Source organism: Providencia sp. LY12, from assembly GCF_057621555.1.
Genome location: NZ_CM172594.1, coordinates 250951 through 276761 on the forward strand (window position 1 = coordinate 250951; position 25811 = coordinate 276761).

28 protein-coding genes are annotated in these 25811 nt (G+C 45.3%); 10 read left to right on the forward strand and 18 right to left on the reverse strand.

Translation table 11 applies throughout. The features are described from left to right. Positions 1–2: 2 nt before the first annotated feature. Genes paaF through paaA form a run of 6 tightly spaced genes read right to left on the reverse strand, consistent with a single transcriptional unit; the run spans position 3 to position 4373 of the window. On the reverse strand, positions 3–776 hold the full coding sequence (gene paaF, locus ACY3ZI_RS01075) for a 2,3-dehydroadipyl-CoA hydratase PaaF (protein ID WP_154638552.1): 774 nt from the start codon (positions 774–776) through the stop codon (positions 3–5). Between the two features lie 9 nt (positions 777–785). Continuing rightward, the gene (gene paaE, locus ACY3ZI_RS01080; RefSeq protein WP_487375840.1) at positions 786–1841 is read right to left on the reverse strand and encodes a 1,2-phenylacetyl-CoA epoxidase subunit PaaE; all 1056 of its coding nucleotides are present in this window, start codon (positions 1839–1841) and stop codon (positions 786–788) included. A 10-nt stretch (positions 1842–1851) separates the two neighbouring features. Further along, on the reverse strand, positions 1852–2352 hold the full coding sequence (gene paaD, locus ACY3ZI_RS01085) for a 1,2-phenylacetyl-CoA epoxidase subunit PaaD (RefSeq protein WP_211887110.1): 501 nt from the start codon (positions 2350–2352) through the stop codon (positions 1852–1854). A gap of 5 nt (positions 2353–2357) precedes the next feature. Then, the gene (gene paaC, locus ACY3ZI_RS01090; RefSeq protein ID WP_211887112.1) at positions 2358–3116 is read right to left on the reverse strand and encodes a 1,2-phenylacetyl-CoA epoxidase subunit PaaC; all 759 of its coding nucleotides are present in this window, start codon (positions 3114–3116) and stop codon (positions 2358–2360) included. A 10-nt stretch (positions 3117–3126) separates the two neighbouring features. After that, entirely contained in the window at positions 3127–3414 is a 288-nt protein-coding gene (gene paaB / locus ACY3ZI_RS01095; protein WP_211887113.1) for a 1,2-phenylacetyl-CoA epoxidase subunit PaaB, read from the reverse strand. A gap of 20 nt (positions 3415–3434) precedes the next feature. Next, complete coding sequence (gene paaA / locus ACY3ZI_RS01100) at positions 3435–4373, reverse strand: 1,2-phenylacetyl-CoA epoxidase subunit PaaA (protein WP_487375841.1); 939 nt, start codon at positions 4371–4373, stop codon at positions 3435–3437. Between the two features lie 326 nt (positions 4374–4699). Here paaA and paaZ point away from each other — a divergent pair, with 326 nt between their 5' ends. From paaZ to ACY3ZI_RS01115, 3 genes are all read left to right on the forward strand, one after another. Next, the gene (paaZ, locus tag ACY3ZI_RS01105) at positions 4700–6760 is read left to right on the forward strand and encodes a phenylacetic acid degradation bifunctional protein PaaZ (protein WP_487375842.1); all 2061 of its coding nucleotides are present in this window, start codon (positions 4700–4702) and stop codon (positions 6758–6760) included. Positions 6761–6888: 128 nt separating this feature from the next. After that, on the forward strand, positions 6889–7131 hold the full coding sequence (locus ACY3ZI_RS01110) for a type II toxin-antitoxin system ParD family antitoxin (protein WP_006663118.1): 243 nt from the start codon (positions 6889–6891) through the stop codon (positions 7129–7131). Beyond that, positions 7124–7417 (forward strand): type II toxin-antitoxin system RelE/ParE family toxin, encoded by a 294-nt coding sequence (locus ACY3ZI_RS01115; RefSeq protein WP_154638556.1) that lies wholly within the window; start codon positions 7124–7126, stop codon positions 7415–7417. The genes ACY3ZI_RS01110 and ACY3ZI_RS01115 overlap by 8 nt, the downstream gene beginning before the upstream one ends. A gap of 45 nt (positions 7418–7462) precedes the next feature. Here the strand turns inward: ACY3ZI_RS01115 and ACY3ZI_RS01120 are convergent, their stop codons facing one another. From ACY3ZI_RS01120 to proP, 3 genes are all read right to left on the reverse strand, one after another. Beyond that, positions 7463–7774 (reverse strand): monooxygenase, encoded by a 312-nt coding sequence (locus tag ACY3ZI_RS01120; protein WP_108478687.1) that lies wholly within the window; start codon positions 7772–7774, stop codon positions 7463–7465. A gap of 86 nt (positions 7775–7860) precedes the next feature. Beyond that, positions 7861–9285: a deoxyribodipyrimidine photo-lyase gene (gene phrB, locus ACY3ZI_RS01125; RefSeq protein ID WP_487375843.1), complete on the reverse strand. Its 1425-nt coding sequence runs from the start codon at positions 9283–9285 to the stop codon at positions 7861–7863. 25 nt (positions 9286–9310) lie between these two features. Further along, positions 9311–10813, reverse strand: coding sequence for a glycine betaine/L-proline transporter ProP (gene proP / locus ACY3ZI_RS01130; RefSeq protein ID WP_108478692.1), 1503 nt, complete (start codon positions 10811–10813; stop codon positions 9311–9313). A 717-nt stretch (positions 10814–11530) separates the two neighbouring features. On the opposite strand from proP, the gene poxB reads away from it, so the two are divergent. Beyond that, entirely contained in the window at positions 11531–13255 is a 1725-nt protein-coding gene (gene poxB, locus ACY3ZI_RS01135) for a ubiquinone-dependent pyruvate dehydrogenase (protein ID WP_487375844.1), read from the forward strand. Between the two features lie 81 nt (positions 13256–13336). On the opposite strand, the gene ACY3ZI_RS01140 is transcribed toward poxB, so the two are convergent. Continuing rightward, positions 13337–14254, reverse strand: a complete 918-nt coding sequence (locus ACY3ZI_RS01140) for a DNA-3-methyladenine glycosylase family protein (protein WP_211887117.1) — start codon at positions 14252–14254, stop codon at positions 13337–13339. Between the two features lie 210 nt (positions 14255–14464). On the opposite strand from ACY3ZI_RS01140, the gene ACY3ZI_RS01145 reads away from it, so the two are divergent. From ACY3ZI_RS01145 to ACY3ZI_RS01155, 3 genes are read left to right on the forward strand one after another with little or no spacing between them, the layout of a single operon-like run. Continuing rightward, positions 14465–14962: a DUF2569 domain-containing protein gene (locus tag ACY3ZI_RS01145; protein WP_230085102.1), complete on the forward strand. Its 498-nt coding sequence runs from the start codon at positions 14465–14467 to the stop codon at positions 14960–14962. Positions 14963–14990: 28 nt separating this feature from the next. Beyond that, positions 14991–15350, forward strand: coding sequence for a DUF488 domain-containing protein (locus tag ACY3ZI_RS01150; RefSeq protein ID WP_211887118.1), 360 nt, complete (start codon positions 14991–14993; stop codon positions 15348–15350). Positions 15351–15364: 14 nt separating this feature from the next. Continuing rightward, positions 15365–15895: a DUF2569 family protein gene (locus tag ACY3ZI_RS01155; protein ID WP_487375845.1), complete on the forward strand. Its 531-nt coding sequence runs from the start codon at positions 15365–15367 to the stop codon at positions 15893–15895. Between the two features lie 48 nt (positions 15896–15943). Here ACY3ZI_RS01155 and ACY3ZI_RS01160 read toward each other — a convergent pair whose 3' ends face one another. Beyond that, positions 15944–17527, reverse strand: a complete 1584-nt coding sequence (locus tag ACY3ZI_RS01160; protein WP_487375846.1) for an ATP-binding cassette domain-containing protein — start codon at positions 17525–17527, stop codon at positions 15944–15946. A 347-nt stretch (positions 17528–17874) separates the two neighbouring features. Here ACY3ZI_RS01160 and ACY3ZI_RS01165 point away from each other — a divergent pair, with 347 nt between their 5' ends. Both ACY3ZI_RS01165 and ACY3ZI_RS01170 read left to right on the forward strand, forming a co-directional pair. Beyond that, a complete protein-coding gene (locus tag ACY3ZI_RS01165) occupies positions 17875–18183 on the forward strand; it encodes a helix-turn-helix transcriptional regulator (protein ID WP_036948418.1) in 309 nt (102 codons plus the stop codon). Position 18184: 1 nt separating this feature from the next. Then, the gene (locus tag ACY3ZI_RS01170) at positions 18185–19447 is read left to right on the forward strand and encodes a type II toxin-antitoxin system HipA family toxin (protein WP_487375847.1); all 1263 of its coding nucleotides are present in this window, start codon (positions 18185–18187) and stop codon (positions 19445–19447) included. A gap of 95 nt (positions 19448–19542) precedes the next feature. Here ACY3ZI_RS01170 and glpD read toward each other — a convergent pair whose 3' ends face one another. The 6 genes from glpD to ACY3ZI_RS01200 all read right to left on the reverse strand — a co-directional run bounded on the left by glpD (position 19543) and on the right by ACY3ZI_RS01200 (position 24700). Next, positions 19543–21045: a glycerol-3-phosphate dehydrogenase gene (gene glpD / locus ACY3ZI_RS01175; RefSeq protein WP_211887121.1), complete on the reverse strand. Its 1503-nt coding sequence runs from the start codon at positions 21043–21045 to the stop codon at positions 19543–19545. 258 nt (positions 21046–21303) lie between these two features. Then, complete coding sequence (locus ACY3ZI_RS01180; RefSeq protein WP_036948423.1) at positions 21304–22062, reverse strand: DeoR/GlpR family transcriptional regulator; 759 nt, start codon at positions 22060–22062, stop codon at positions 21304–21306. Between the two features lie 27 nt (positions 22063–22089). Further along, the gene (glpG, locus tag ACY3ZI_RS01185; RefSeq protein WP_154609437.1) at positions 22090–22935 is read right to left on the reverse strand and encodes a rhomboid family intramembrane serine protease GlpG; all 846 of its coding nucleotides are present in this window, start codon (positions 22933–22935) and stop codon (positions 22090–22092) included. A 16-nt stretch (positions 22936–22951) separates the two neighbouring features. Beyond that, the gene (gene glpE, locus ACY3ZI_RS01190) at positions 22952–23275 is read right to left on the reverse strand and encodes a thiosulfate sulfurtransferase GlpE (protein ID WP_036948430.1); all 324 of its coding nucleotides are present in this window, start codon (positions 23273–23275) and stop codon (positions 22952–22954) included. Between the two features lie 99 nt (positions 23276–23374). Further along, positions 23375–23953: a Fe-S biogenesis protein NfuA gene (gene nfuA / locus ACY3ZI_RS01195; protein ID WP_036948432.1), complete on the reverse strand. Its 579-nt coding sequence runs from the start codon at positions 23951–23953 to the stop codon at positions 23375–23377. Positions 23954–24016: 63 nt separating this feature from the next. Then, a complete protein-coding gene (locus tag ACY3ZI_RS01200; protein ID WP_108478700.1) occupies positions 24017–24700 on the reverse strand; it encodes a phosphoribosyltransferase family protein in 684 nt (227 codons plus the stop codon). A gap of 56 nt (positions 24701–24756) precedes the next feature. On the opposite strand from ACY3ZI_RS01200, the gene bioH reads away from it, so the two are divergent. Next, on the forward strand, positions 24757–25530 hold the full coding sequence (gene bioH / locus ACY3ZI_RS01205) for a pimeloyl-ACP methyl ester esterase BioH (RefSeq protein ID WP_487377421.1): 774 nt from the start codon (positions 24757–24759) through the stop codon (positions 25528–25530). A 39-nt stretch (positions 25531–25569) separates the two neighbouring features. On the opposite strand, the gene ACY3ZI_RS01210 is transcribed toward bioH, so the two are convergent. Next, entirely contained in the window at positions 25570–25803 is a 234-nt protein-coding gene (locus ACY3ZI_RS01210; RefSeq protein ID WP_154602247.1) for a FeoC-like transcriptional regulator, read from the reverse strand. Between the last annotated feature and the right edge of the window lie 8 nt (positions 25804–25811).

Sequence of the window (25811 nt, forward strand, 5' to 3'; positions counted from 1 at the left end):
GATTAGCGTCCTGTAAATTGGGGGGATCGTTTTTCGAAAAAGGCGGCGATCCCCTCTTGGCGATCGTCCGTACCCGCAAGGCTGGCAAAATACTGGCGCTCCAGTTTTAAGCCTTCGGTCAGGTGAGTTTCTTGGGCGCTTACTAGCGCAGCTTTGGCGGCATTCACGGCTAAAGGCGCATGTCCTGCAATGCGTTTGGCGATGGCTTGAGCGCGTTCAAGGGTGAGTGCGTCCACGCACACTTCACTGACTAATCCGGCTTGTTTGGCTTGCTCAGCACTGAGGGTTTCTCCGGTGAGTACCATCTGCATGGCAAGGGATTTGCCCACTGCGCGAATTAGGCGCTGAGTACCGCCCGCACCGGGGATCATTCCAAGGGTAATTTCCGGTAGACCAAAGCGGGCGGATTCCCCCGCAATAATGATGTCGCTGGCGAGCAGTAACTCGAACCCAGCCCCTAACGCGTAGCCATTGGCGGCACAAATAATCGGTTTGCTGATTTGCGCAAAACGGCGCCAAACTTGTGGACGTTTATCCGTGATGGCGCTGGCAACGGTTTGCTGCTGAAGCTCTTTAAGATCAGCCCCTGCGGCAAAGAAACGCGGGTTGCCGGTGATGACGATAGCGCCGATATTGTCGTCGGTTTGCGCATGTTCAAGATGCTTAACCAGTAATTCAAGGCACGGTGTGCTCAGCGCGTTGCGCACATCGGGGCGATTAAGCGTCAGTGTTAGAACGCGGTGATGTTGTTGAGATAAAATCCAATTATTTTCCATTGCTCATCCCTACACATCAAAGTCCAATACCACGCCATCCCCTTTTGGCCATGCTTGGCAACTGAGGATATAACCGGCGGCAATTTGGTCAGGTTCGAGACTGTAGTTCACGCCCATTTCAACTTCTCCTGAGCGCAACTTACATTTGCAAGTGGCGCAAACACCGCCTTTACAGGCATAAGGCAGGTCAGCGCCTTGGCGCAGTGCGGCATCGAGGATGCTGTCATCTTGCCCATCCATATTGATATTTAAGGTGCGCCCATCTAATTGAAGGGTGACTTGGCGGTTTTCGCTGGTGGCAAGGGTCGGTTTGAATTTCGCGCCAGAGGTATTAAAGCGCTCAGTGTGTACGCGCTCTTGTGCCATGCCGTGATGAATTAAGGTTTCTTGAACCTCATCCATCATGGACTCTGGACCACAAATGAAAGCGCGGTCGAATTGGCTAAAATTGAGCAGGGATTTCCCTAAGGCACTAAGCTGCTGGGCATCAATACGCCCACTGAGTAACGCGCTCTCTTGTGGCTCTTGGCTAAACAGATACAGCACTTGAAAACGGGTGGCAAAGCGGTTTTTTAAGTCAGCGATGGCTTCTTTGAACATCACTGAGCGGCTATTGCGATTACCGTAAATCAGCACAAAGCGGCTATTTGGCTCGGTTTGCAGCGTAGCTTTGATGATGGATAACAGCGGGGTAATACCGGAGCCTGCCGCCACGGCTAAATAGTGTCCTTGTTGCTGGCTATCGGGTTGGTAGCCAAATTGCCCTTGAGGGATCATCACTTCTAAGCTATCCCCAACATTCAGTTGTTGGTTGATAAAGTTAGAAAATCGCCCTTCGTAGATAGCTTTAACGCCAATTTTTAGCCCGTTTTCATTGGGGGCGCTACAGATGGAGTAGCAGCGACGAAGATTTTCGCCATTAATCGCGGCTTTTAGCGTTAAATGTTGACCTGGGCGGTAACGATACTGCGCTTGCAGAGATTCAGGAATATGAAAAGTGACCGCCACGGCATCGGGCGTGTCACGGTCAATAGCGGCAATACTTAAACGGTGAAAGACAGTCATGAGTGTGCCCTTAAATACATTTAAAGTAATCAAACGGTTCTAAGCATTCATTGCAGCGATACAGCGCTTTGCAGGCGGTAGAGCCAAACTCGCTAATTTTTTCCGTCTTTTCGCTGTCACAACGAGGGCAACAAATTGCCCCCGTATGTTCAGGATGCTCACAGGCGGTGCCTTGTGGGGGGGCAATACCAAATTCACGTAAGCGCCGTTTGGCATCTTGGTTCATCCAGTCCGTCGTCCATGCGGGGGTTAATACCACTTCTACATCCACAGGTGAGAAACCCGCGCTATCGAGAACCATTTTGATTTCATTGATTAAAAATTCGGTGGCAGGGCAGCCTGAATAGGTTGGGGTAAACCCAATTTGCCAGCCTTGTTCGGTCGGCTTCACATGGCGCACCATACCAAGATCAGTAATAGACAGAGCCGGCAATTCAGGGTCAGGGATCTGCTGAAGCTGCTGCCAGATCTGATGAATATCGGGGGATTGAAGTTGCATTCTCTGTTCCATCACTATCACCACTGGCTGTTGGGGTAAGCGCGTTGCACAAATTGCAGCTGCGTGAGAATTAAACCGAGGTGCTCAGTGTGGCTGCCTTGTTTGCCACCTAATCGATAAGCAGCTTGCTCAGGTAGGCTGAGAGTGGCTTCTTCAAAGATTTCGTTCACAGTTTGTAGCCAAGCATTGCGCAGTGTGCGCGGATCAACGGCAATACCCGCCTCGCTTAACGTAATTTCAATTTCATCCGCATGGAACAATTCGCCCGTAAAGCGCCATAATCGGTTGATAGATTGCTGCAATTTCTGCTGGCTCAGTGCGGTGCCATCCCCTAATCGAATCATCCAGCCACGGCTAAAACGCAGGTGGTATAGGGCTTCTTTAAGGGATTTTGCGGCAATGGCGGCGAGCTGCGGGTCGCGGCTATGGGTCAGTGCGCTGTAAAGCGGCACATGGTAGGCATCGATAAAAAACTGGCGCACGAGGGTATCGTTGAAGCCATCATTGGGTTGCTCAACAAGCAACAAATTGCTGAATTCACGCTCATCACGCAGGTAAGCCAGCTTATCTTCGTTGTAACCCGCGCCTTTCAGTTCAGCGGCATAGCTGAGGAAATTGCGCGCTTGTCCCAGTAAATCTAAGCCGATGTTCGACAGCGCAAGGTCGATTTCGATTTCTGGAGCATGACCACACCACTCACATAGGCGCTGTGCCAGAATCAGTGGGGTGTCTCCGAGACGTAACACATAATGTTGGAGCTGCTGTTTTTCGGTCATTTCAAGCTCCTTACATGTTTTTGATGCCATCAGGGATGGTGTAAAAAGTTGGGTGGCGGTAAACCTTGCTGTCCGCAGGGTCAAAAAATTGCTCTTTTTCATCAGGTTGAGAGGCGATCAAATGGGCAGCTTTGACGACCCAAATGGAGCAACCTTCACTACGGCGAGTGTAAGCATCGCGAGCATTTTCCAGCGCCATTTGGTCATCGGCGGCGTGCAAACTTCCCACATGGCGATGGGCTAAACCTTGTTTACTGCGAACAAACACTTCATACAGTGGCCAATCTTGATTGTTCATTGTCTTTTCCTTATTGGTGGCTAAGCCGCAGATTTAATGGCTTTTTGTTTTTGACTGTGAGCCATTGCGCCTTCGCGCACCCAAGCTCCTTCTTCCCAACCTTTTCGCTTCGCATCAAGGCGTTCTTGGTTGCAGATCCCTTGCCCTTTAATCACTTGGTAGAACTCTTCCCAATCAATCTCACCAAAACGGTAGTGACCTAGCGCGTCATCCCAGTGCAGGTCAGGGTCGGGGATGGTCATGCCGAGGGCTTCCACCTGCGGTACTGTGTTATCCACAAATTTCTGGCGCAGCTCGTCATTACTGAAGCGCTTGATTTTCCACGCCATACTTTGCGCGCTATGAGGGGAGTCAGAATCATTCGGACCAAACATCATTAATACTGGCCACCAAAAGCGGTTGATAGAGTCTTGCAACATGGCTTTTTGCTCATCAGTCCCTTCAGCTAGTGCCATGACGGCTTCATAACCTTGGCGTTGATGAAAACTCTCCTCTTTGCAGATTTTTACCATCGCACGGGCGTAAGGTCCGTAAGAAGCGCGGCATAGCGCCACTTGGTTGACAATCGCCGCACCATCAACCAGCCAGCCAATCACGCCCACATCCGCCCAATTGAGCGTCGGATAGTTGAAAATGGAGGAGTATTTCATCTTTTCGTCGAGCATCTTTTGGTAGATGTCTTGGCGAGTGCAGCCCAAGGTTTCTGCGGCGCTATAGAGGTATAAACCGTGTCCTGCTTCATCTTGAATTTTTGCTAGCAGAACGGCTTTACGGCGTAGGGTTGGGGCGCGAGTGAGCCAGTTGGCTTCCGGCAGCATGCCAATCACTTCTGAATGGGCGTGCTGCCCAATCTGGCGAATGAGGTTTTGTCGGTAGGCATCGGGCATCCAATCTTTGGGCTCGATAGCGATGTCGGCTTCGATTTTGGCATCGAAGTGGATTTGATTTTGCTCGTTCATTGTTATCTTCCGTTAAAGTGATTCATAAAAATTAAATTAATATAAAAATATGAAACACATTTATTTAACATTAATGCTAGGAATAGTTAACAATAAGATCAATGCTGTTTGTGGGGTTTTTGCGACTCACATCACAAGTGATTTCATTATATTCATATAAATCAATATTATGAAATCATCATTTTTTGTGTGGTTCTTGCTGTGAATGTTCAGATTGACTCTGTTTGTGTTTTATTTGTTAAATTTGGATTGGCATCTATGATTGTTTATGTGATACATATTTAACATCTAAAAATGGTTTATTGTCGTTTTTCTGGAGATGGAACATGCAACATTTAACAAGTTACATTATGGGGAAGTGGGCAACGGGGACAGGGGAAGGTCGTCCGATTTTTCATGCACTAACCAATGAAGCACTCTATGCAGTGACCTCTGAAGGGCTGCCATTAGCGCAAAGTCTACAATACGGGCGTGATGTCGGTGGTGAGGCGCTAGGGAAATTAACGTTTCAACAGCGCGGAGAGATGCTTAAAGCCGTTGCTCGACATTTGCTTGCCCATAAAGAGGCGCTATATGCCATTTCAGCCCAGACAGGCGCCACTAAATCAGACAGTTGGGTAGATATCGAAGGGGGAATAGGTACCCTATTTTCCTATGCGGGACTGGCAAGCCGTGAGCTGCCGGATGATACCGTGTGGTCAGAAGACGAGATGATCCCGCTATCAAAACAGGGGCAGTTTGTTGCCCGCCATATTTTAACATCGCGCCGTGGCGTGGCTTTGCACATCAATGCGTTCAACTTTCCGTGCTGGGGTATGCTAGAAAAACTAGCGCCAACGTGGTTAGCGGGGATGCCTGCTATTATCAAACCTGCCACCGCATCCGCCCAACTGACTCACGCAATGGTGAAACTGATGATGGAGAGCGGGTTAGTTCCCGAAGGGGCGATTCAATTAATTTGTGGCGGCGTTGGGGATATGTTCGACCACTTGGATTTTGAAGATGTGGTGACCTTTACAGGCTCAGCAGGCACTGGACAAAAACTCAAATCTCACCCGCGCATCAATCAAAAATCTGTGCCTTTTACCATGGAAGCGGACTCATTAAACTGCGCCATTTTAGGTTTGGATGTTCAGCCAGAACAACCAGAGTTTGCACTGTTTATCAAAGAAGTGGTTAATGAAATGACGACGAAGGCAGGGCAAAAATGTACTGCAATTCGCCGCATTATCGTTCCTAAAACTCAGTTGGAAAATGTGAAAAATGCCCTACTAAAACGCATCTCGAATGTCACGGTGGGTGACCCTGCCGCGGAAGGGGTTCGAATGGGCGCATTGATTAACCTTGAACAGCGCCAAGATGTGCAGGACAAAGTGAATTATCTGCTCGCCAATGGCTGCGAACGCCTGTGTGGCGGTAGCTTTGCCAATATGCAGGTGGTGGGTGGCGATAGCGAGAAAGGGGCATTTTTCCCACCGACATTGCTGTACTGTGCTGAGCCATTTGTGCATCAAGCGGTACACGAAACCGAAGCGTTTGGTCCCGTGGCGACATTAATGAGTTATGACGGGTTAGATCAAGCGGTGCAATTGGCGGCGCTAGGAGGCGGAAGCTTAGTCGGTTCGCTGGTGACTGCCGATAGCCAAGTAGCGCAGACGGCGATCCGCGCAACGGCACGGGCGCATGGGCGGATGTTTATTCTGGATGAAGCGGCATCAAAAGAATCCACAGGGCACGGCTCACCTTTGCCAATGTTGGTACATGGTGGACCGGGGCGTGCCGGGGGCGGTGAAGAGCAGGGCGGCTTGCGAGCAGTAAAACATTATATGCAGCGCACGGCACTGCAAGGCAGCCCATCCATGTTGACTGCGATTAGTAAGCAGTGGATGCGCGGCGCTGAGGCTATTGCTGATGTGGTGCACCCGTTCCGTAAATATTTCGAAGAGTTAGTGATTGGCGACACGTTACTGACCGCGAGACGCACAGTAACTGAAGCGGATATTGTGAATTTTGCCTGTCTCAGCGGGGATAATTTCTATGTGCATGTGGATAAACTTGGCGCCGAGCAATCGATGTTTGGCGAGCGCATCGCCCACGGTTATTTTGTGGTATCAGCAGCGGCGGGGCTGTTTGTGGATGCGGGAGTTGGGCCTGTTATCGCTAATTATGGGATGGAAAACTTGCGTTTTATCGAGCCAGTCAAAATTGGCGATACCATCCAAGTGCGCTTAACGTGCAAGAAAAAGATCAAAAAAGCCCAGAAAAAAGCCGAAGATAAGCCAAATGGGGTTATCGAGTGGGATGTCCAAGTGTTTAATCAGCACAACGATATCGTGGCGCTATACAGTATTTTAACGCTGGTGGAGCGTCGCCACGGGGATTTTTGATGCTGTGGTAGAGGGCAAAGTTATCAGAGAGGGCAAAATGCCCTTTCTGTTTTCGTTGGCTGGAAGCAACAGAAATTCATTGCTATAGTTGTATGACTGAGTAATACAATGCGATGACAGGTGAGTTTATGGCGAGAGTAACAAGTGTGACATTGGGGGAGCACTTCAACCGTTTTATTGGCGATATGATCCAGTCTGGTCGCTATGGCAATACATCAGAAGTGATAAGGGACGCATTGCGTATGATGGAAGAGAGAGAGCAACGGCTTGAATATGTGAGAAAAATGGTATTGGATGGACTGAATTCACCGGAAAGTGAAAGCAGCATGGATGACATTTTTGCCAGAGCGGAAAAGGATTTAAATGTATAAAATTTCTCAAATTGCGGAAGAAGATATTTATCAAATTGCTCGTTACACAATACGGCAGTTCGGTGTTAATCAGGCGAAAAAATATCACAATGAATTAAAAAAAACGTTTGAGTTACTGGCTAGTTCGCCATGGATAGGTAAAGAGTGTCATTGGGTATGTAAAGGGATGAGGCGATTTGAGTTTAAAAAACATTCCATATATTACATGCCCCAGACCCCATTTATTTTTATCTCCCGCGTTATTCATCAATCTGTGGATGTCGATGAATTGGATTTTGCTGAGTAAATTTTAACGGGATAAGAGAAGGCAAAAATGCCCTCTCCATTGAAACTATTTTTGAATAAATTGCGCTTGGTTCAGTTGGCTGAGTGCGGTATTCACACTAAAAATTTGCCCGCTCACTTCTGGTACGCCAAAGGATTTGAGCCGCGCACTGTGCATTTCGAGATACGCTTGCGCATCGGCTTGGTTAGCAAATAAGTAAATGCCCCCTGCCCTTTGGGTCTGTTGGTTTTCAGTCCAAATCTTCCAAATAAACCCCGGCTCTTGGTTAATGGATTGCGCTAATCCTTCCATTGCCGTCGCCATCTCTTCACCCCATGGGCCTTGGTATGGGAAATCAACCTGTAAAATCACCTGCATTATTGCCTCCTATTGTTGTTGTCTGGTTATCATAACCAGTAATTTTTATTTAGGATTGATCAAATTGGGGATTGGGGGAATGAATTTTATTTATTCTGCTTCCCTGCCTCAAACGCTTCTAACGTCATCAACCTTGCTTGCTTATGGTCAACGATGGGCGTTGGATAATTCAGAGAGACTTGGTGAGATTCAGCCCATGTGTGGGGTTCGTGAATAAACTTCTCGGGAACATCGCGAAGTTCGGGGAGCCACTCGCGGATAAACGTCCCTTGTGGGTCGAATTTTTTCCCCTGAGTGGTTGGGTTAAAAATACGGAACCACGGTGAGGCATCAACACCCGTTGACGCTGACCATTGCCAGCCGCCATTATTCGCCGCCAAAGTGCCATCAATTAACTGGCTCATAAAGTAGTGTTCCCCTTTGCGCCAATCGACCAGCAAATCCTTGACTAAAAAACTCGCTACAATCATCCGTAGTCGATTATGCATCCAGCCTGTTTGGTTGAGTTGGCGCATGGCGGCATCTACTATCGGGTAGCCTGTTTGCCCGTTTTTCCATGCCGAAAATACAGCATCATCGGGGTTCCATTGAATATGCTGCGTCCATTCAATAAACGGTTGGTGACGACAAAGGCGCGGAAAAGCGACCAATAGATGACTATAAAATTCTCGCCAAATTAATTCATTTAGCCAGCTAAAACAGCCACTTTCTTGGGAGTCAAAAACCTGCGGGTTCTCTGCCAATAAGCGATTCACACATTGGCGAGGCGAAAGCACTCCAAGGGCTAAATAGGGGGATAATTGGCTAGTACCATCAATGGCGGGAATATCTCGGTCGCGTTGGTAATCTTGTACGTGCTCGCTGCAAAACTGCCGTAACTTTGCTAATGCAGCTTGTTCTCCGGCAATAAATTGCGGTGAAATTTCAACAGGCTGGTGAGCAAAAAGTGGAAGTGTATTTTCAACGGCTAATGCCGCTCCCCGTGGTTTGGGGACGGGAAACGAGCGAAAATCACTCATCATCAATTGGCTCAAAAAGGCGCGGCGAAACGGGGTATAGACTTGGTACATATCCCCTTTTTGCGTCGTCACTGAACCTGGCGGAAGTAATAGCGCATCATCATAGGTGAAAATATTCAGATGTTGCGCTTGCTGGCGTAACTGTTCATCTCGCAAGCGTTCATTTAACTCGTACTGGTGATTGAAATATAACCCTGTGGCATTTTGCTGTTGGGCAAAATCCAGCAACCATTTCACGGAATCCGCAAAGGTCGCAGTGGTATGGCAAATCAGGGGAATACCTCGTTTCGCTAAAGCGTGTTGTAGTTCCACAAGGTTTTGATGTAAGAAGGCAATTTGCCTTGGTGATACGTTGTGAGTTGCCCACTGTTCTGGCGTCGCAGTATAGACGCCAATCACAGTGGCAGTAGGATCCTCACAAGCAAAGGTAAGCGCTTTATTATCGGTGACTCGTAGATCGTTGCGAAACCAAACTAAGTGACAAGCCGACATCGCTTTCCTCGCTATTTTTTAAGGGTTAATCTAATTTTGGGTGCTGGTTGATTAGCGATTGACGCTGTTTTTCCAGCTCAGCAATTTGTTGTTCGATATCTTCAACTTTCTGTTCGATATTGTCAAAATGCTCACTCAAAATTTCTTTTGCTTCCGCTTTATCTGAGGCTGCAGGCGTTGCACCACGTAGTGGCTTATTAGCTGTTTCTGGCATTCTAATACCGGTATACAGACCAATTAATGCAATGACTATCAGATAATATGCAGGCATATACAAGTCATTAGTCGCTTCAACTAACCATGCCGCCGCTGTTGGTGTTGCACCCGCAATTAATACCGAGATATTAAAAGCGATGGCTAATGCGCTATAACGAATATGGGTAGGGAAAATAGCCGGTAAAATCGATGCCATCACCCCTGTAAAGCAGTTGAGTAATACCGCAAGAATCAACAATCCGACAAAAATTAAGCCAACAGAGCCGCTATTAATCATCATAAATGCGGGGTAAGCCAACACAATTAACCCCACGCTGCCCATGATAACGAAAGGTCGGCGACCAATTTTGTCACTGGCTAAACCAATGATTGGCTGTACAAACAGCATACCAATCATAATGGCGATAATAATCAACACGCCGTGGTCGGTTGAGTAGTTCAAATTATGGGACAAATAGCTCGGCATATAGGTCAGCAGCATATAGTACGTCACGTTAGTGGCGATAACTAAGCCGACACAAATCATCAAGCTTTTCCAATATTTAGATGCAACTTCACGGAAAGAGACTTTCGGTGGATTCTGGATATTGGCTTTGTCTTGCTGCTCTAAACTTTCAATATGTTGCTGGAATGCAGGGGTTTCTTCCAATGAATGACGTAAATAGAGACCGATAATACCTAGCGGTAAGGCTAAGAAGAACGGAATTCTCCATCCCCAATCGTGGAAGTTAGCTTCACCGACAAGGCTTGAAATCAGCACGACGACACCCGCACCCATCACAAAACCTGCGATAGAACCGAAGTCTAACCAGCTGCCCATAAAGCCACGTTTACGGTCTGGGGAATACTCAGCAACAAAGATAGCAGCACCAGAGTATTCACCACCCACGGAGAAACCTTGAGCCAGTTTAGCGAGCAGTAATAAGATAGGCGCCCAAATACCAATTCTCTCGTATGATGGGATCAGACCGATACAGAAGGTACTGATTGCCATAATAATAATGGTCATGGACAACACTTTTTGTCGGCCGTATTTATCTCCGAGAATACCGAAGACAACGCCCCCAAGGGGTCTAACCAAGAAAGGCACGGAGAAAGTGGCTAACGCCGCAATCATCTGAACGCTCGGTGATGCGTCCGGAAAGAAGACTTGACCCAGTACATAGGCTAAGAAGCCGTAAACACCGAAGTCGAACCATTCCATCGCATTACCCAGCGAAGCCGCTGTGATTGCTTTTTTCAATTTTCCATCATCAATAATTGTAATGTCGTTGATATTTAATGGTTTTTCTTTTTTCTTTCTGATCTTCATGGAACCATCCTCTTATTTGAATTTTAAGATGTGGGTTTCCCGATCCGATTTGCTCGGACAATCTGCAAATAATGAAAATTAGTATGGATAATTAAATGCAGTATCTAAACTAATTGAATGGAGAGTAACGAATAAGCTATTTAATGTTACAGCAAAATAACTATATCAATAATGCAGGGGTAGATTGAGAATACTGCGCTTTAATATTTAATGCCAAGTTCTGAATATATATCAAAAATATCACCTTTAAATTGTCATTTCTTGAATAATAATATCGCAAAAATGGTAATTTGTAAAATCGAGGGAAAGATTAATACTATTTTAGCTGAAACTTTTTGGTGAATTTTCAATGGTATTTGTTTGTTTTTATTGGAATTTATCTGATCTGCTTTTAGATGGTTTATAAAACGGTTGATGGGTATGAAAAGTGAATCTGTAACGAAAAATAATTCCCACATTCAGGGGTCATTTCGTATTGAAACGGCACCGTCTTTTTGTGACTTTATATTTGTCCTGATATTGCTGTCTTCTTTCGATATTCGCGGATGAATATCTTGTTCTGTTTTTGAATGTACTGCATTGGTAGGAATAGGGAATCGATTTAGTTAGAATCGAATACATATTATTAAGCGTATTTGAAAATCAGCACTGCTTGTTAAATATGTCATTGTTAACAAGAATACATTGAATTTAATCCGACTTAAAAAGAGTGCCATTATGAAAAAACAGAGTATTGCATCCTATATTGCGAAAGTACTGGATAACGCAGGTGTTAAGCGCATCTGGGGAGTCACTGGGGACTCATTAAACGGTTTAACGGATAGTTTACGTAAGCAAGGGGCTATTGAGTGGTTAGGCACCCGTCATGAAGAAGTGGCTGCATTTGCCGCGGGCGCAGAAGCGCAACTAACGGGTGAATTAGCGGTGTGCGCGGGTTCTTGTGGACCTGGCAACATGCACTTAATCAACGGGTTGTATGATTGCCATCGTAACCGTGTACCTGTATTAGCCATTGCTGCGCATATCCCATCGAGTGAAATCGGTAGTAATTACTTCCAAGAAACCCACCCAACAGAACTGTTCCGTGAATGTAGTCACTATTGTGAAATGGTGACTAACCCTGAGCAAATTCAACAAGTTCTGGGTATTGCGATGCGTAAAGCGATCCTGAATAAAGGTGTTTCCGTTGTCGTTATTCCGGGTGATATCGCCCTGAAAGATGCACCAGAATCGGCGAAAGAAGAGTGGTATCAGCCACAAGCACCTTTGATCATGCCTCAGCGTCCTGAAATTGAAAAACTAGCAGAAGCATTGAATCAGTCAGAAAACATCACGTTGTTCTGCGGTAATGGCTGTGCTGGCGCTCATGATGAAGTGGTGAAACTGGCAGAAACCTTGAATGCACCAGTGGTACATGCACTGCGTGGTAAAGAGCATATTGAGTGGAATAACCCAAATAGCGTGGGTATGACGGGGTTAATCGGTTTCTCATCTGGCTACCACGCGATGATGAATGCGGATACCGTTGTGTTGCTAGGCACCCAATTCCCGTATCGCCCGTTCTATCCAACTGATGCGAAAATTATTCAGATTGACCTGAATGCCGGAAGCTTAGGCTCCCATTGTCATATTGATATGGGGCTAATCGGGGATATTAAGGCGACATTGACCGCCTTACAGCCACATTTAACAGCGAAACAGAATCGCAAACATTTGGATGGCGCACTGAAGCACTATGCCGAGGCGCGTAAAGGGTTGGATGATTTGGCTAAGCCGGGTCATGAAGGGCTGATCCACCCACAATATTTAGCCACTAAGCTGAGCGAACTGGCGAACGACGACACTATCTTTACCTGTGATGTGGGAACACCAACGGTGTGGGCTGCGCGTTACTTGAAAATGAACGGTAAACGTCGCCTGATCGGTTCGTTTAACCACGGCTCGATGGCCAACGCAATGCCGCAAGCGATTGGTGCGCAAGCTGTTGATAAAAATCGCCAAGTGGTTGCGATGTGTGGTGATGGCGGTTTCAGTATGTTGATGGGTGACTTTATTTCGTTGTCGCAGATGAAATTACCAGTGAAAATCATCATTCATAACAACGGCGTGTTGGGCTTTGTGGCGATGGAAATGAAGGTTGCAGGCTTTATGACTGCGGGTACCGATTTACAGAATCCAAACTTTGCCGCGATTGCCAATGCGGCAGGTATCAAAGGCATTCGTGTTGAGAAAAGTGAAGATTTGGACGGTGCGCTGAAAGAAGCTTTTGCCCATGATGGTCCAGTTGTTGTGGATGTATTGACGGCGAAGCAAGAGCTTTCAATGCCTCCGGAAATTGAAGCGCAAGAAGCCAAAGGCTTTAGCTTATATATGCTGAAGGCAATTATGAGCGGTCGCGGTGATGAAGTGGTGCAATTGGTGAAAACCAACTGGTTGCGTTAATTGTTATCTAATCGAGTAGCACCCTAAAATTAGTATCATAAATAAATCCCCAATTCGGTGTACTGGATTGGGGATTTTTGTTTAATAACCCGCAGCAGATTGGCTGCGCCAAAGGTGAGCTGCAACCAGTGCTCGCCACGGTGCAAATTGGGCTAGCCATTGCTGGGTTTCTTTCGCTGATGGTTGCGCATCTTGAGCTAATAAAGTTTGTAGATTGCGCCGCACGGCAACATCCCCATGTAGGGAGCCATCTAGGTAATTAAATCCCCGCAGGAGACCATAGCTGACAGTCCAAGGCCCAATGCCTTTGATGGCCAGCAATTTTTCGGTGACATCATGGACATTTTCGGGGGTAACGGCGTTGTCTAAGTCTAATTCACCCGCTTGAATAGCGTCACAAAGCCCGCGTAAGGCGATGATTTTTCCAAGAGAAAAACCCGTTTGCCGTAAAATTTCATCGTCCACATTGATGACTGAGGCGACGGTAGGAAAGCACCAAATTCCTGATGAGTGCAGTTGCCCAACAGCTTGAATAAAACGTCGTCGGATGGCGATGGCAGCAAGAACACTAATTTGTTGACCGATAATGGCCCATACGAGCGCTTCAAAAGTCGTGGCTGATTGATACACTCGCACGCCTCGCTGTGGCACAATCAGTTTACCGAGTATGGGGTGAGTAAGGTATTTTTCTTCAAATTGCTCAACGGGTTGATTCAATCCGAGTAAATGAATCGCAAGCGTGTGTAGCTCATTTAAGGAAGGCGAAGTTTCTGCATTATCAACATCAAGCTGCAATATTGCTTGTTTATTGTCAGTGGCTTGGTCGTTAATGGATAGGCGAATTTGCGCAGCACGTTCCTGCCAGATAATCCCTTTGCGCAAGGTGTTTTTTTCAACAATCTCAGCGATATTTTGCGGATCTCGCAAGTGAAAAGCAAAAAAATCATCAATACGATAATAAGGTGGCAGTGATATAGAAACAGATTGTGTTGATGCCATAGTTCGTCTTCTTCTGATTTATGCTCATTTTTGGTTAAATTTTGACAAAAAACGTCAAACGCTACATTTTTAGCCGTTAGAGTATGTTAGCTTAGCAAAAAGGTGACTCAGATAATCATGTGCTAATTTAGCTTGCTCATATCTATTCAGCAAATTCTTGCGCAAATCGATGAGCAGATTAACTGCATAAATTAAATCAAGGATGTGAAGGTGAACGCAGTAAATAATGAAATGCCTCCTGTACCAAAACCTAAGCCTGAATTAAATGGCATCGGTGGATGGTTGATTCTCCCATTACTTGGGGTGATTTTTTCGGCACTATTTATGCCGTTTAGACTTTGGCATCATAATCAAGAAGTGATTGAATATTGGAGTGAATTGACGTCACCGGGTTCAGACTATTTCATTCCGCTATTCAAAGAAGTGATATATTTTGAAATGGTTGGTAACGCGATTATTTACGGTACAGTCTTGTATCTTTGTTATCTCTTTTTCACTAAGAAAAAATTAATTATTAAGGTGTATGCCTTTTTTCAAATTTTTTCATTGGCTGTGATGGTTTTTGATTTGGTGCTTGCCAATCAATTGTTAGACCTCGAAATAGATTCCAATGATATTCGTGAATTGATACGAGGATTATTTGGTTGTTTCGTTTGGGTGCCTTACTTTTTTGTCTCTGTGCGTGTTCGCAATACTTTTATTAATTAGTGAACCCCAATGACCGTGGAGCCTGCTAATGATTTACTGTAAACGAGTCTATGACCCTTGTAGTCCTCAGGATGGCTATCGCATCCTGGTGGATAGGCTGTGGCCTCGAGGGATCAAAAAGGTGGATTTGCAGTGTGATGAATGGAACAAAGCGGTTGCGCCCTCCAATGAATTGCGCAAATGGTTTCATCAACATACTGACCAGTTTGAGCAGTTTGTGACGAAATATCAGCAAGAACTTCAGCAAAATGAAGCATGGCATGCCGTATTTGCGAAGGCGCAGCAAGGAGATATCACGCTGTTATATAGCGCCAAAGATACGCAACATAATCAGGCGTTGGTACTGAAAGCATTTATCGAAGAAAAACTCAAAGAACGTAAAGAATAAAAAAGGTTATCACTATGGATGTGAATTTATCATCTAATCCCGAATCATTACCCGCGGCTCAAATACCTGCACAGAGTCATACTAAACCTCAAAAATCCCTCCAAGGGATTGGTGGGTGGTTTATTCTACCTCTGTTAGGTCAGCTGTATATGCTGGGGAATTTGATCAAAATGATGGTGAATGATATTGCCGAGGTTCAAGGTGCTTGGTCATTGGCAACGAATCCAGCATCGGACTTTTATATGTCAGGGTTTGCCTCTGGTTTTTATGCTGTACAGCTCAGCCTTGGGGTAATTATCGCATTAATGGTGGGATCGTTAATTGCGGTGTTTAAAAAGAAGTCTATGGTTAAGTGGCTGTTTATCATTACGATGATGCTTTATGTTGCGGTAATTGGCGCCTCGCGCATCGCTTTTCCCGTCGCGTTTCACCTCGAAATCGACTATAGCTACATTACTAGCTTTTTTAATGGCAGTTTTTATTGCTTGATTTGGGTTCCTTATTTTCTGGTTTCCGCCCGCGTTAAAAATACCTTTGTGAATTAAAGAAAGGGCTGCGAAGCACAGCCCGCACAGTTAACTATCTAACCTTTATTAACCACCTAGTTGTAAATCATGGGTAATATTGCACTGTTCCACGAATGCTTCATCGTGAGAAACCAATAATAGTGTCCCTTGGTAATCCCGTAATAGCCCTTCCAATAGCTGTTTTGAATCTAAATCTAAGTGATTGTCTGGCTCATCGAGCAGTAAAACAGCGGGAGGATAAGGGCTATGCGTCAGAGCTAGGAGCGTCGCTTTGAGCTGCTCACCACCACTAAGCTGGCACAATGGTAGTAACGATTTATCTCCTCGAATACGCAACATACCCAATTGAGTTCTCCAGTGCTCTACGGAAATTGCTGGTTGATATTGATAGAGAGCTTCGGCAACTGGTAACGATTTATCCAAAAGATTCAGATGTTGGTCTAAATAGCAAAAAGCACCGCTAATGCGGGATTCCCCAGAAAGTGCCTGCAACTTATTTGCCAACACTTTCAATAAGGTGGATTTCCCCGAGCCATTGCGTCCTTGAATATGCCAATGCTCACCGCTATAGGCAGTGAACGAGAGTGGAGCAATTTGCCCATAAGGTAGCTTTAATTGGGAGACAAAAATGCGCATTTTCCCACCTTCGCTTTGGTAATTGAGTACCATTTTTTGCGGTTGAATATGGCTGACTTTGTCTTGATTTTGCTGATGTTGATGTTGTAATTCGCCTAATACTCGCTGGTGACGCTCTGCCACATTGGATTGTCTTTTTTCGGCTCTGTTTTTCTGCATATCGAGCAACAGTAAGGATTGAGAACCGCCATAGCGAATATTTTCGCCTTGCTTACGTCGTTGAGCGGCTTTTTGTAGGTTGGCTTGCTGCTGTTTTTTCTCTTGGCGAATCTGTTTTTCGAGCAGTTCACCTTCTGCTTCGATAGCATTGATAGCAAAGGTTTTCTGCTCATCATATAGGGTGTAATTTCCGCCGTATTCCACTAAGCCTTTATCGGTTAATTCAAAAATAGCATCCATCTTTTCAAGAAGATGTCGGTTATGGCTGATGACTAAACAGCCGGCTTTGTGCTGACTGAGTTTTTCACTCAGCCATTGGCGCCCTTGCTGATCAAGATGGTTGTCGGGTTCGTCGAGCAAAAGAAAGTGGTCAGGATGTAAAAATGCACGACATAGCGCTAAGCGAGTGCGTTCCCCGCCGCTCAGTTGTTCAATAGGGGCATCCATGGATGCCGTTAGCTGTGCAGATGCTAACAACATTTCCCATGTTGCGGGCAGATGCCAATTATCTTCCGTTAGCTCGAAATCGGTCATGGTGCCGTGACCTTGTTCAATGCGTGAAAAGGCTTGCCAAAGCGTATCAATGCCTAGCGCTTGAGCAAGGGTGTCGCCCGTTAAGCGATTGAGTTGATCCACATGAATTATTGGTAAATGCCAATCAACTTTGCCGTGAGTGGGAGTGAGTTGTCGGGCAAGTAATCGCATTAATACGGATTTTCCACGACCATTGTGACCAATCAGCGCATTTTTTTGGCTAAATAAGCTACCACTCAATGGCGGAAAGAGCGCGGATTGGTCGAACTCGATGGTTAATTGTGAAAAATGGCACGCGAGAGCTGGGTTAGCTATTGTCATAGAGACCTCCAAATAGAGGGGCAGACAACGTTACGCTATCTTTCGCACGATCATTTTTCGAAGCATTTTCTTTTAAAAAGCATATTTCGAAAAAGAAGCGATGAAAACTGTGTCTGCCAAGAACAGAAAAATAATGACCTTAAACAAGGCATTGTGGATATTTTCTGGCAGTACTTAGTTCATCGTCGGAAAGGCTCACTTTAGAAGGGGCAAAATTGCGAGTGAATTATAAACAGGATTGCGAGGTGGAAGCAAGCATGGGTTGTATGAAAAGTAAACTTGCAGTAACCGACTTCTAAATCCATAATATTGTGTGTTATTGGTAATATTTTAACTTAAGGCGCAATATGTTGGATTTAAGCTTGAGTAAACCGAGTGAAATTGTCAAAAAACTCTGTGAAAGATTACGTTTAGAGCGACTGACATTAAAAATGACGCAGGCAGATGTCGCGGAACGTGCGGGTGTGAGTGCGAATACAGTTTCAAACCTAGAGGCAGGGAGAAATGTTAGTTTTGAGAACATGATCCGTATTGCGATGGTGCTTGGGCGCAGTAAAGAGCTTGAAGGATTGTTTATGCCAAATTTAAACAGCATCGATGATATTGTTCGTTATGATGAAAGCAAAAACCGTCAGCGCGTGAAAAAGGATAAGTGAAATGCTGAAGCAAGTTGATGTTTATTATAATGGCTGGGGGGAGCATTGGTTATGGGGGGCTTTGATTTCTAGTACCGCAATTACAGGTCGCCCACTTATTGCATTTGAATACTCCGATGCCGCTAAGCGCAGAGGACTTGAACTTTCACCTCTGCTCCTGCCACTGAAAGAGACTCAACTTCGCACTGATTTTCCTGCTCATCAATTAGGTTTACCTGGACCTGTCTATGATTCATTACCTGATGGCTGGGGAATGTTGTTGATGGACAGATTATTTCGACGAAGAGGCCTGAATGTGGCTCGTATCGGTGCATTAGAACGCTTAGTGTATGTTGGGCATAATGCAATTGGGGCAATGTCATTTGAGCCTGTTGCCACGGAGCTTCTTGATGAGCAAATTAATATTCCTCTCGACCAATTAGCGGAAGAAGTACAAGATGTTTTAAATGGTGAAGGCGAGCAGTTTTTACAGCAACTATTGCAAATTGGGGGTTCACCTCAAGGTGCTAGACCAAAAGCGCTTGTTTACCGAGACCCAAAATCGAATATTTTTACCACCGTTGCTGCGCCAAATCTTGAGGCTTGGCTAGTTAAATTCCCTGCAAAACATGAGCATCCTGAAGTTTGCGCTATTGAAATGGTCTATTCGGAATGTTTACGACGTTGCGGTATCCCAACCCCAAACACATTGCTGTTTAATTTAAAAAATGGGCTAGCTGCATTTGCATCTGAACGTTTTGATAGGCAGGGCGGCTTCAAAATTCCTGTTCAAAGTTTAGCGGCTTTGACTGGAGCAGATTTTGCAATTCCAGGCAGCATTGATTATCTTAGTTTTCTTCGTGCAACACATAAATGCACGAATGATATTAGAGAGAAAAAATCTGCATTTGAACGTGTGGCCTTTAACGTCATCTTTAATAATCGTGATGACCACCCAAAGAATTTCGCTTACACCCTGTCTCAGTCGGGTCAATGGGCTTTGGCGCCTGCCTATGATGTGACGTTCTGTGAAGGGCCTGGAGGGTATCATCAAATGGATGTGATGGGTGAAGCGCTAAAAATTGGAAAGAGGCATTTGCTAGCATTGGCTGATGATGCGGATATCACTGCGCAAGAAGCTAATGAGACGATATCACGCCTATGCCATGTTGCTCGCAAATTTAGCGATATCGCAAATGAACATTATCCTAATAGAATTACGTCCACGACATTGAAACAGATCCAATCCAGAATTGATGACAACATCAAATTCTTAGAAAGATAATAAAGTAAAAGCGCCAGTCTGTGGGCACAGATAGGCGCTTTTGGTACAACAACGAGTTTTTTACGATTCTATCTTACTGCGTATCTCTTGCGAGATTATTCTGTCACAGCCACTTTAGTGTGCTCTGCAAGCCATTGTGCAATGTGCTGTTTCTCAGCGTCGTTCAGCCACATGCCCAATTTGGTACGACGCCAAATTGCATCGTCTAATTCTACAACCCACTCATTTTCGACTAAGTAGCGTAATTCGGCTTCATAGACGTTTGCGGCAAATGCTTCACCTAAATCAGACAGTGAGTTTGCACCTGCTAAAATCAACTTACTGTTGCTGCCGTAAGTTCTTGCATAACGCAGTGCTAAGCCTTCTGGGAGCCATGGGTAATGCTGGGTTAATACGCGTGCGTAACCATCGCGGTCACAACCTTCGATATCGCCACCCGGTAACTGACCATTTTTAGTCCATGGACCGCTAGCGTTAGGGTAGTACGCCGCTAATTTACCCACAGCTGCTTCAGCCAGTTTACGGTAAGTCGTTAATTTACCACCGAAGACTGACAGTAATGGCGCTTTACCCTCTTCATCGTGAATATCTAAAGTGTAGTCACGAGTGATAGCTTGTGGAGAGTCTGACTCGTCATCACACAGAGGGCGAACACCAGAGTAATCCCACACAATATCTTGTTTAGTCAGCTGTTTTTTGAAGTGGTCGTTATACACTTTCAGCAGATAATTAACTTCGTTTTCGTCAATTTTCACATCTTTTGGATCCCCTTTGTACTCAACATCGGTGGTACCAATAATTGAGAATTCATCCATCCAAGGGATCACAAAGACAATTCGGTTATCTTCGTTTTGCAGGATATATGCTTGTGGTTCATCGTGAGCGCGTGGAACCACGATATGGCTGCCTTTGATCAGACGAATACCATAAGGGGATTTCAGTTTTAAGCCGTCATCGAAGAACTCTTTAACCCAAGGTCCTGTAGCGTTGACCAGACCTTTGGCTTTCCAAGTATGAGTTTCGCCAGTACGTAAGTCTTGAGCTTCAACCACCCAAAGGCCATTTTCACGGTATGCGCGAGTCACTTTAGTGCGAGTGCGAACTTCACCGTTTTTACGGACTACTTCTTGAGCGTTCAATACCACTAAACGCGCATCATCAACCCAACAATCTGAGTATTCGAAACCTTTGGTTAGTTCAGGTTTTAAGACAGAATTCTGGTTGAATTTTAAGCTCTTGCTGCTTGGCAGACTAACGCGTTTACCTAAGTGATCGTACAGGAACAGACCGATACGGATCATCCAAGCTGGGCGTAAGTGAGGCTGATGAGGTAGACGGAAGCGCATTGGGAATGCGATATGCGGAGCCAGTCGCAATAAGACTTCACGCTCTGCAAGTGCTTCACTCACCAGTCTAAATTCATAATGTTCGAGGTAGCGTAAACCACCGTGGATTAGTTTCGAACTTGCAGATGAAGTTGCACTCGCTAAGTCTTGAGATTCAAGCAGCAGTACAGATAATCCACGCCCAGCAGCATCAGCCGCAATACCAGCGCCGTTGATTCCGCCGCCAATTACAATCAAGTCTTTCGTTTCCATGCATCCCCCTGAGATGTTCGAACCATTTTCTATAATGTTCGTTTTCGCTCATTTGATTGTAATCAAATTTTGTACGTCTGCCAACCTGTAATCCATAAAAATAACAAGCGCGTGATGCTAATAACATTTTGTGTATAAATTTAATCTGTTTAATAAGTTGGCAATATGACAAAGGGATGACAACAGAATGAAAAGAAAGGAAAAAATAAGAATTGATGGTAGGCAAGCTACCATCATTGGGAGGTTAAAGCCAGGGGGCTAGCAGAGCTCTAATTGAACGTTATGCTGTTCGATAACCTTTAGGATACTGGCTGGAGGCGCTTGGGTGGTAAACAAGGTATTGATTAGGTTCATATTGCCTAAATTTACCATCGCATTTCGACCAAATTTGGAGTGGTCGGTAACCAACATGACATGACGAGAATTTTCGATAATCGCGCGCTTGGTGCGCACTTCATGATAATCAAACTCAAGCAATGAGCCGTCCATATCAATCCCGCTGATCCCCAGGATGCCGTAATCCAGCCTAAACTGAGAGATAAAGTCGAGGGTAGCTTCACCGACAATTCCGCCATCGCGAGAACGAACTTCACCGCCTGCAAGGATCAAACGAAAATCCTCTTTTGCCATGAGCAATGTTGCGACGTTCAAGTTGTTGGTCACTACTCGCAGGTTTTTATGATTAACCAATGCGTGAGCAACAGCCTCAGGGGTTGTGCCAATATCAATAAATAGGGTCGCGCCGTCAGGAATTTGGCTTGCCACACGTTGAGCAATACGCGCTTTTTCTTCAGACCACATAGTTTTGCGGTCATTGTAAGCGGTATTGACGGAACTCGAAGGCAAGGCTGCGCCACCATGGTGTCGTAGGATTTTATTTTGTTCAGCAAGATCATTGAGGTCTCGGCGAATGGTCTGAGGGCTAACCTCAAACTGTTCGACAAGTTCTTCAGTACTGACATATCCCTGAAGACGCACAAGTTCAACAATTGCATCATGTCTCTGGGTTTGTTTCACAGCATTAGCCTCTAATTATAAAATGTTCTATTTGGAACCTTGGTGTTTAAAACTGAGCCTATTATCCCATATTCCCATCAATAATCCGATAATTAACCCTGAAGTATGTGCGGCATTAGCAATGTCCATACCAAGCAGGTCAAAGTAACCGAAAAATAACCAGATAATCGAGAATACCATGAGCCCGCGAGGGATGCCGATACCGATTTCTGGGCGACGTTCGCCAGTGATCCAAACATAGCTAACCAGTGCATAAACGACACCCGATAAGCCGCCGAAGTTGTTTTCACTGAATAGGGATTGACCCCAGTTACTGAATAATGCGGAAACTAATAAAATGGTGAACAGTTTTCCTGTACCCATTTTTTTCTCAACTTGCCCGGCAAGGAACCACCAGAGTGCAAGGTTGAAACCGATGTGCGAAATAGAAAAGTGAACGAACGCTGGGCTTATCCAACGCCACAATTCACTTTGCTGATCACCAATAGGCCAACCTAGATAGTATAGAACGACACGGGGATCTGTCAGGGTGACCCAAAGATAGACCGCGATAGACAGCAAAATAACGGCGATAGTTAATGGGCCTGATTGCTGTTTTAAATAACTGAATGTCAGATAGTTTCGATACTGAAATTGGGCATCTGTGCGACCCGTTTGCCAGCTGGCTTCGAGGTAACGAGGATCATTAGGGTTACGCAAAAAGGTTTCTAACTCTTGGCGTACTTGCTCAGTATGCTGCTCATCGGCGAGCCAAAGTTCATAATGTTGTTGGTCGTTGGAAGGATGGAGTTGTAGTTGGATATTTTGTCCAGCCATATAATCGACAAACGCTTGAGCCATCCGTGGGTTTTCAAAAGAGATAATGTGGATCATAAATACGTTGTCTCGTTTAGAGCGCCGTTATGGCTTGTGGGTATTCCCGTGACCATGCCTCAAATCCGCCATTAATGCTATATACAGATTCAAAACCAATATTAATTAAGTATTGCGCCGCACCTTGGCTGCTGTGACCGTGGTAGCACATCACCATAATCGTTTGTTCGTAATCTGTTTTTTCGACAAACGGGTGAAGTGATTCATTGGTTAAGTGGTAAGCGCCTGTCGCGTGACCAGCACGAAAACTTTGGGGATCGCGAACATCGACAAGGATAGCAGTGCCATCTAGCCAGTGCTGATAAGCTTGTTCGGGTGTTAGTGTCTCAAAATGGTCCATAAAATACCGGAAAATTAGGGGAAATGTCATGAAAGAGCATCCACAGGCGTGCTGAGGATGCTCCGATACTCAGTAGAAAATGCGTGTGAGCAGAATCTATTAGTAGAAAGAGTGCTCGCCGCGTTGGTGCTCAGTCAGGTCTTTAACACCTTTTAATTCACCTTCGAACATTTTCAGTAATTCTTTTTCGATACCTTCTTTCAGCGTCACATCGACCATGGAACAACCGTTACAGCCGCCGCCGAATTGCAGAATAGCAAAACCATCTTCGGTGATTTCCATTAAGGAAACACGACCGCCATGGCTCGCTAACTGTGGGTTAATTTGTGATTGTAAAACGTATTCAACACGCTCAATTAATGGCGCATCTTCAGACACTTTACGCATTTTCGCGTTCGGTGCTTTTAAGGTTAACTGAGAGCCTAATTGGTCAGTGACGAAATCAATCTCAGCATCTTCTAAGAATGGAGCGCTAATTTCATCAACATAAGCAGAGAGTTTTTCAAACTTCAGCTCTTTATCGGTGGCTTCTACGGCACCAGGAGGGCAATAAGAAACACCACACTCAGCGGTTGGTGTGCCTGGGTTAATGACAAATACTCGAATTTGGGTTCCTGACTCTTGGCTTTCCAATAACTTGGAGAAGTGAGTCTGTGCTGCTTCTGTAATATTAATCATAATCTCTTGCTCAATAATAGTTGACTGCTTTAGTTGGTTATAATACGCCCATTTACACCCATCCTACAAGGTGCGACAGAGTGACCACGCGTCAACAGTATGCGCTCCCGCACAAATCAACAATTGAGCGGCGGCATGCATGGTTGAGCCAGTTGTAATCACATCATCAATAATAGCTATGTGTAGACCTGAAACCGAAGTTTCAAGGGTAAATGCCTCTTTTAGGTTATTGCGGCGCTGCTTACGTGTTAATGAAACTTGCGCCAGTGTATCACGAGAGCGCAATAATGAATTTTGCGAATAGGCAATATTTAACCATGTGGTTAAATTACCACCAATTAATGCCATGTGATCAAATCCTCGACGCCAACATCGTCGAGGGTGGGGAGGTATGGTTATCAATAAGTCGGGTTTTTTCCATTGCTGTTGGCGATATCCATTCAGCCAATAAAGTAAAAATATCCGCGTCAGGGGGATAGCTAACTGGGGTTGATAACGAAATTTATATTGATGGATAAGCTGGCGTAATGGCGCTTGATATGGCGTTACGGTAATCAACCTTTGCCAAGGCGGTGGCTGTACAAGGCAGCGCCCGCAAGGAAATTGGTGATATTCACAAGGAAGAGCGCATTGTGGACAAACCTTCGGCATTGGCGGTAAGTTTTTGATACAAAAGCTGCATATTCCTTGCTGGGGAATTTTTAATAACTGCCGGCATAGCCAACAGACCCCTTCCATTGCTAGCATAGGCGAGTCCTAGATTGAAAAATCAGAATGAAAATAACATTGAAGAGAGTGTAACCATGGCGACGTTATATTGGCAGACAGTGGGTGAAGGAAAACAAGATATTGTGTTACTGCACGGATGGGGACTGAATGCCGAAGTCTGGCAAACAATTATTCCTCGACTGGCTTCGCAATTTCGCATCCATTTAGTTGATTTACCGGGTTATGGGCGTAGTCACGATTTCACTCCGATGACCATTCAATCAATGGCCAATGTTGTGTGGGAACAAGCACCTAAAAATGCGATTTGGCTGGGGTGGTCTTTAGGTGGGTTAGTAGCAAGCCGTATCGCGCTTGATCACCCTAATGAGGTAAAAGCCTTAATCACCGTGGCATCTTCCCCTTGCTTTGGGGCTCATGATGAGTGGCAAGGTATCAAGCCCGAAGTCTTACTTAATTTTGAGCAGATGCTGGCTGAAAATTTCCAGCGTACCGTTGAGCGTTTTCTGGCACTGCAAACATTGGGAACTGAAAGCGCCCGTGAGGATGCGCGTACATTGAAATCTGTGGTATTGGCGTTGCCAATGCCATCGGTTGAAGCCTTGAATATGGGGCTGGAATCTTTACGTATTGAAGATTTACGAGAGGAACTCACCCATTTACAAGTGCCTTTCTTACGCGTTTATGGTTATTTAGATGGCTTGGTCCCGCGTAAAATCGCAGGGAAATTAGATGAGTTGTATCCCAATTCATTATCCGTTGTGATGCGTAATAGCGCTCATGCGCCGTTTATTTCTCATCCCGATGAGTTTTGTGAAACATTGGTTCAGTTTGCGAAATCATTGAGCTAAATCAGTGGATTAGAAGCTAATTCGCTGAAATGAAAATAACTATTTAATCTTATAGACAAAATGTGAGCAATCGTGACTCTCGGGGCATCCTTTACAACTGGTACCCGTAAGGCACGCGCTCACATCGACTTTTTCAATTTTCCCCATACTGACCAGCTTTTCAGCCATGGCATTCACCAGTGCAGCAGGGGCGTTTAGTTGAGAACTCAGAAGCGCAATGTCAGCTTGCCCATATAATGCAATTAAATCTCGGACTTGTAGCAAGCTGGCCATCGTATTTT

Bases quoted from the DNA above. Each gene is read 5' to 3' on its own strand.
- ACY3ZI_RS01110 (WP_006663118.1), top strand. From the start codon at position 6,889: ATGGCGAGAGTAACAAGTGTGACATTGGGGGAGCACTTCAACCGTTTT.
- phrB (WP_487375843.1), bottom strand. From the start codon at position 9,285: ATGTCGGCTTGTCACTTAGTTTGGTTTCGCAACGATCTACGAGTCACC.
- ACY3ZI_RS01210 (WP_154602247.1), bottom strand. From the start codon at position 25,803: ATGGCCAGCTTGCTACAAGTCCGAGATTTAATTGCATTATATGGGCAA.
- ACY3ZI_RS01120 (WP_108478687.1), bottom strand. From the start codon at position 7,774: ATGCAGGTGATTTTACAGGTTGATTTCCCATACCAAGGCCCATGGGGT.
- poxB (WP_487375844.1), top strand. From the start codon at position 11,531: ATGAAAAAACAGAGTATTGCATCCTATATTGCGAAAGTACTGGATAAC.
- glpE (WP_036948430.1), bottom strand. From the start codon at position 23,275: ATGGACCATTTTGAGACACTAACACCCGAACAAGCTTATCAGCACTGG.
- ACY3ZI_RS01160 (WP_487375846.1), bottom strand. From the start codon at position 17,527: ATGACAATAGCTAACCCAGCTCTCGCGTGCCATTTTTCACAATTAACC.
- bioH (WP_487377421.1), top strand. From the start codon at position 24,757: ATGGCGACGTTATATTGGCAGACAGTGGGTGAAGGAAAACAAGATATT.
- paaE (WP_487375840.1), bottom strand. From the start codon at position 1,841: ATGACTGTCTTTCACCGTTTAAGTATTGCCGCTATTGACCGTGACACG.
- glpD (WP_211887121.1), bottom strand. From the start codon at position 21,045: ATGGAAACGAAAGACTTGATTGTAATTGGCGGCGGAATCAACGGCGCT.
- paaF (WP_154638552.1), bottom strand. From the start codon at position 776: ATGGAAAATAATTGGATTTTATCTCAACAACATCACCGCGTTCTAACA.
- ACY3ZI_RS01170 (WP_487375847.1), top strand. From the start codon at position 18,185: ATGCTGAAGCAAGTTGATGTTTATTATAATGGCTGGGGGGAGCATTGG.
- ACY3ZI_RS01115 (WP_154638556.1), top strand. From the start codon at position 7,124: ATGTATAAAATTTCTCAAATTGCGGAAGAAGATATTTATCAAATTGCT.
- ACY3ZI_RS01155 (WP_487375845.1), top strand. From the start codon at position 15,365: ATGGATGTGAATTTATCATCTAATCCCGAATCATTACCCGCGGCTCAA.
- glpG (WP_154609437.1), bottom strand. From the start codon at position 22,935: ATGATCCACATTATCTCTTTTGAAAACCCACGGATGGCTCAAGCGTTT.
- paaZ (WP_487375842.1), top strand. From the start codon at position 4,700: ATGCAACATTTAACAAGTTACATTATGGGGAAGTGGGCAACGGGGACA.
- paaA (WP_487375841.1), bottom strand. From the start codon at position 4,373: ATGAACGAGCAAAATCAAATCCACTTCGATGCCAAAATCGAAGCCGAC.
- paaD (WP_211887110.1), bottom strand. From the start codon at position 2,352: ATGGAACAGAGAATGCAACTTCAATCCCCCGATATTCATCAGATCTGG.
- ACY3ZI_RS01165 (WP_036948418.1), top strand. From the start codon at position 17,875: ATGTTGGATTTAAGCTTGAGTAAACCGAGTGAAATTGTCAAAAAACTC.
- paaC (WP_211887112.1), bottom strand. From the start codon at position 3,116: ATGACCGAAAAACAGCAGCTCCAACATTATGTGTTACGTCTCGGAGAC.
- ACY3ZI_RS01200 (WP_108478700.1), bottom strand. From the start codon at position 24,700: ATGCTAGCAATGGAAGGGGTCTGTTGGCTATGCCGGCAGTTATTAAAA.
- nfuA (WP_036948432.1), bottom strand. From the start codon at position 23,953: ATGATTAATATTACAGAAGCAGCACAGACTCACTTCTCCAAGTTATTG.
- ACY3ZI_RS01150 (WP_211887118.1), top strand. From the start codon at position 14,991: ATGATTTACTGTAAACGAGTCTATGACCCTTGTAGTCCTCAGGATGGC.
- ACY3ZI_RS01140 (WP_211887117.1), bottom strand. From the start codon at position 14,254: ATGGCATCAACACAATCTGTTTCTATATCACTGCCACCTTATTATCGT.
- paaB (WP_211887113.1), bottom strand. From the start codon at position 3,414: ATGAACAATCAAGATTGGCCACTGTATGAAGTGTTTGTTCGCAGTAAA.
- proP (WP_108478692.1), bottom strand. From the start codon at position 10,813: ATGAAGATCAGAAAGAAAAAAGAAAAACCATTAAATATCAACGACATT.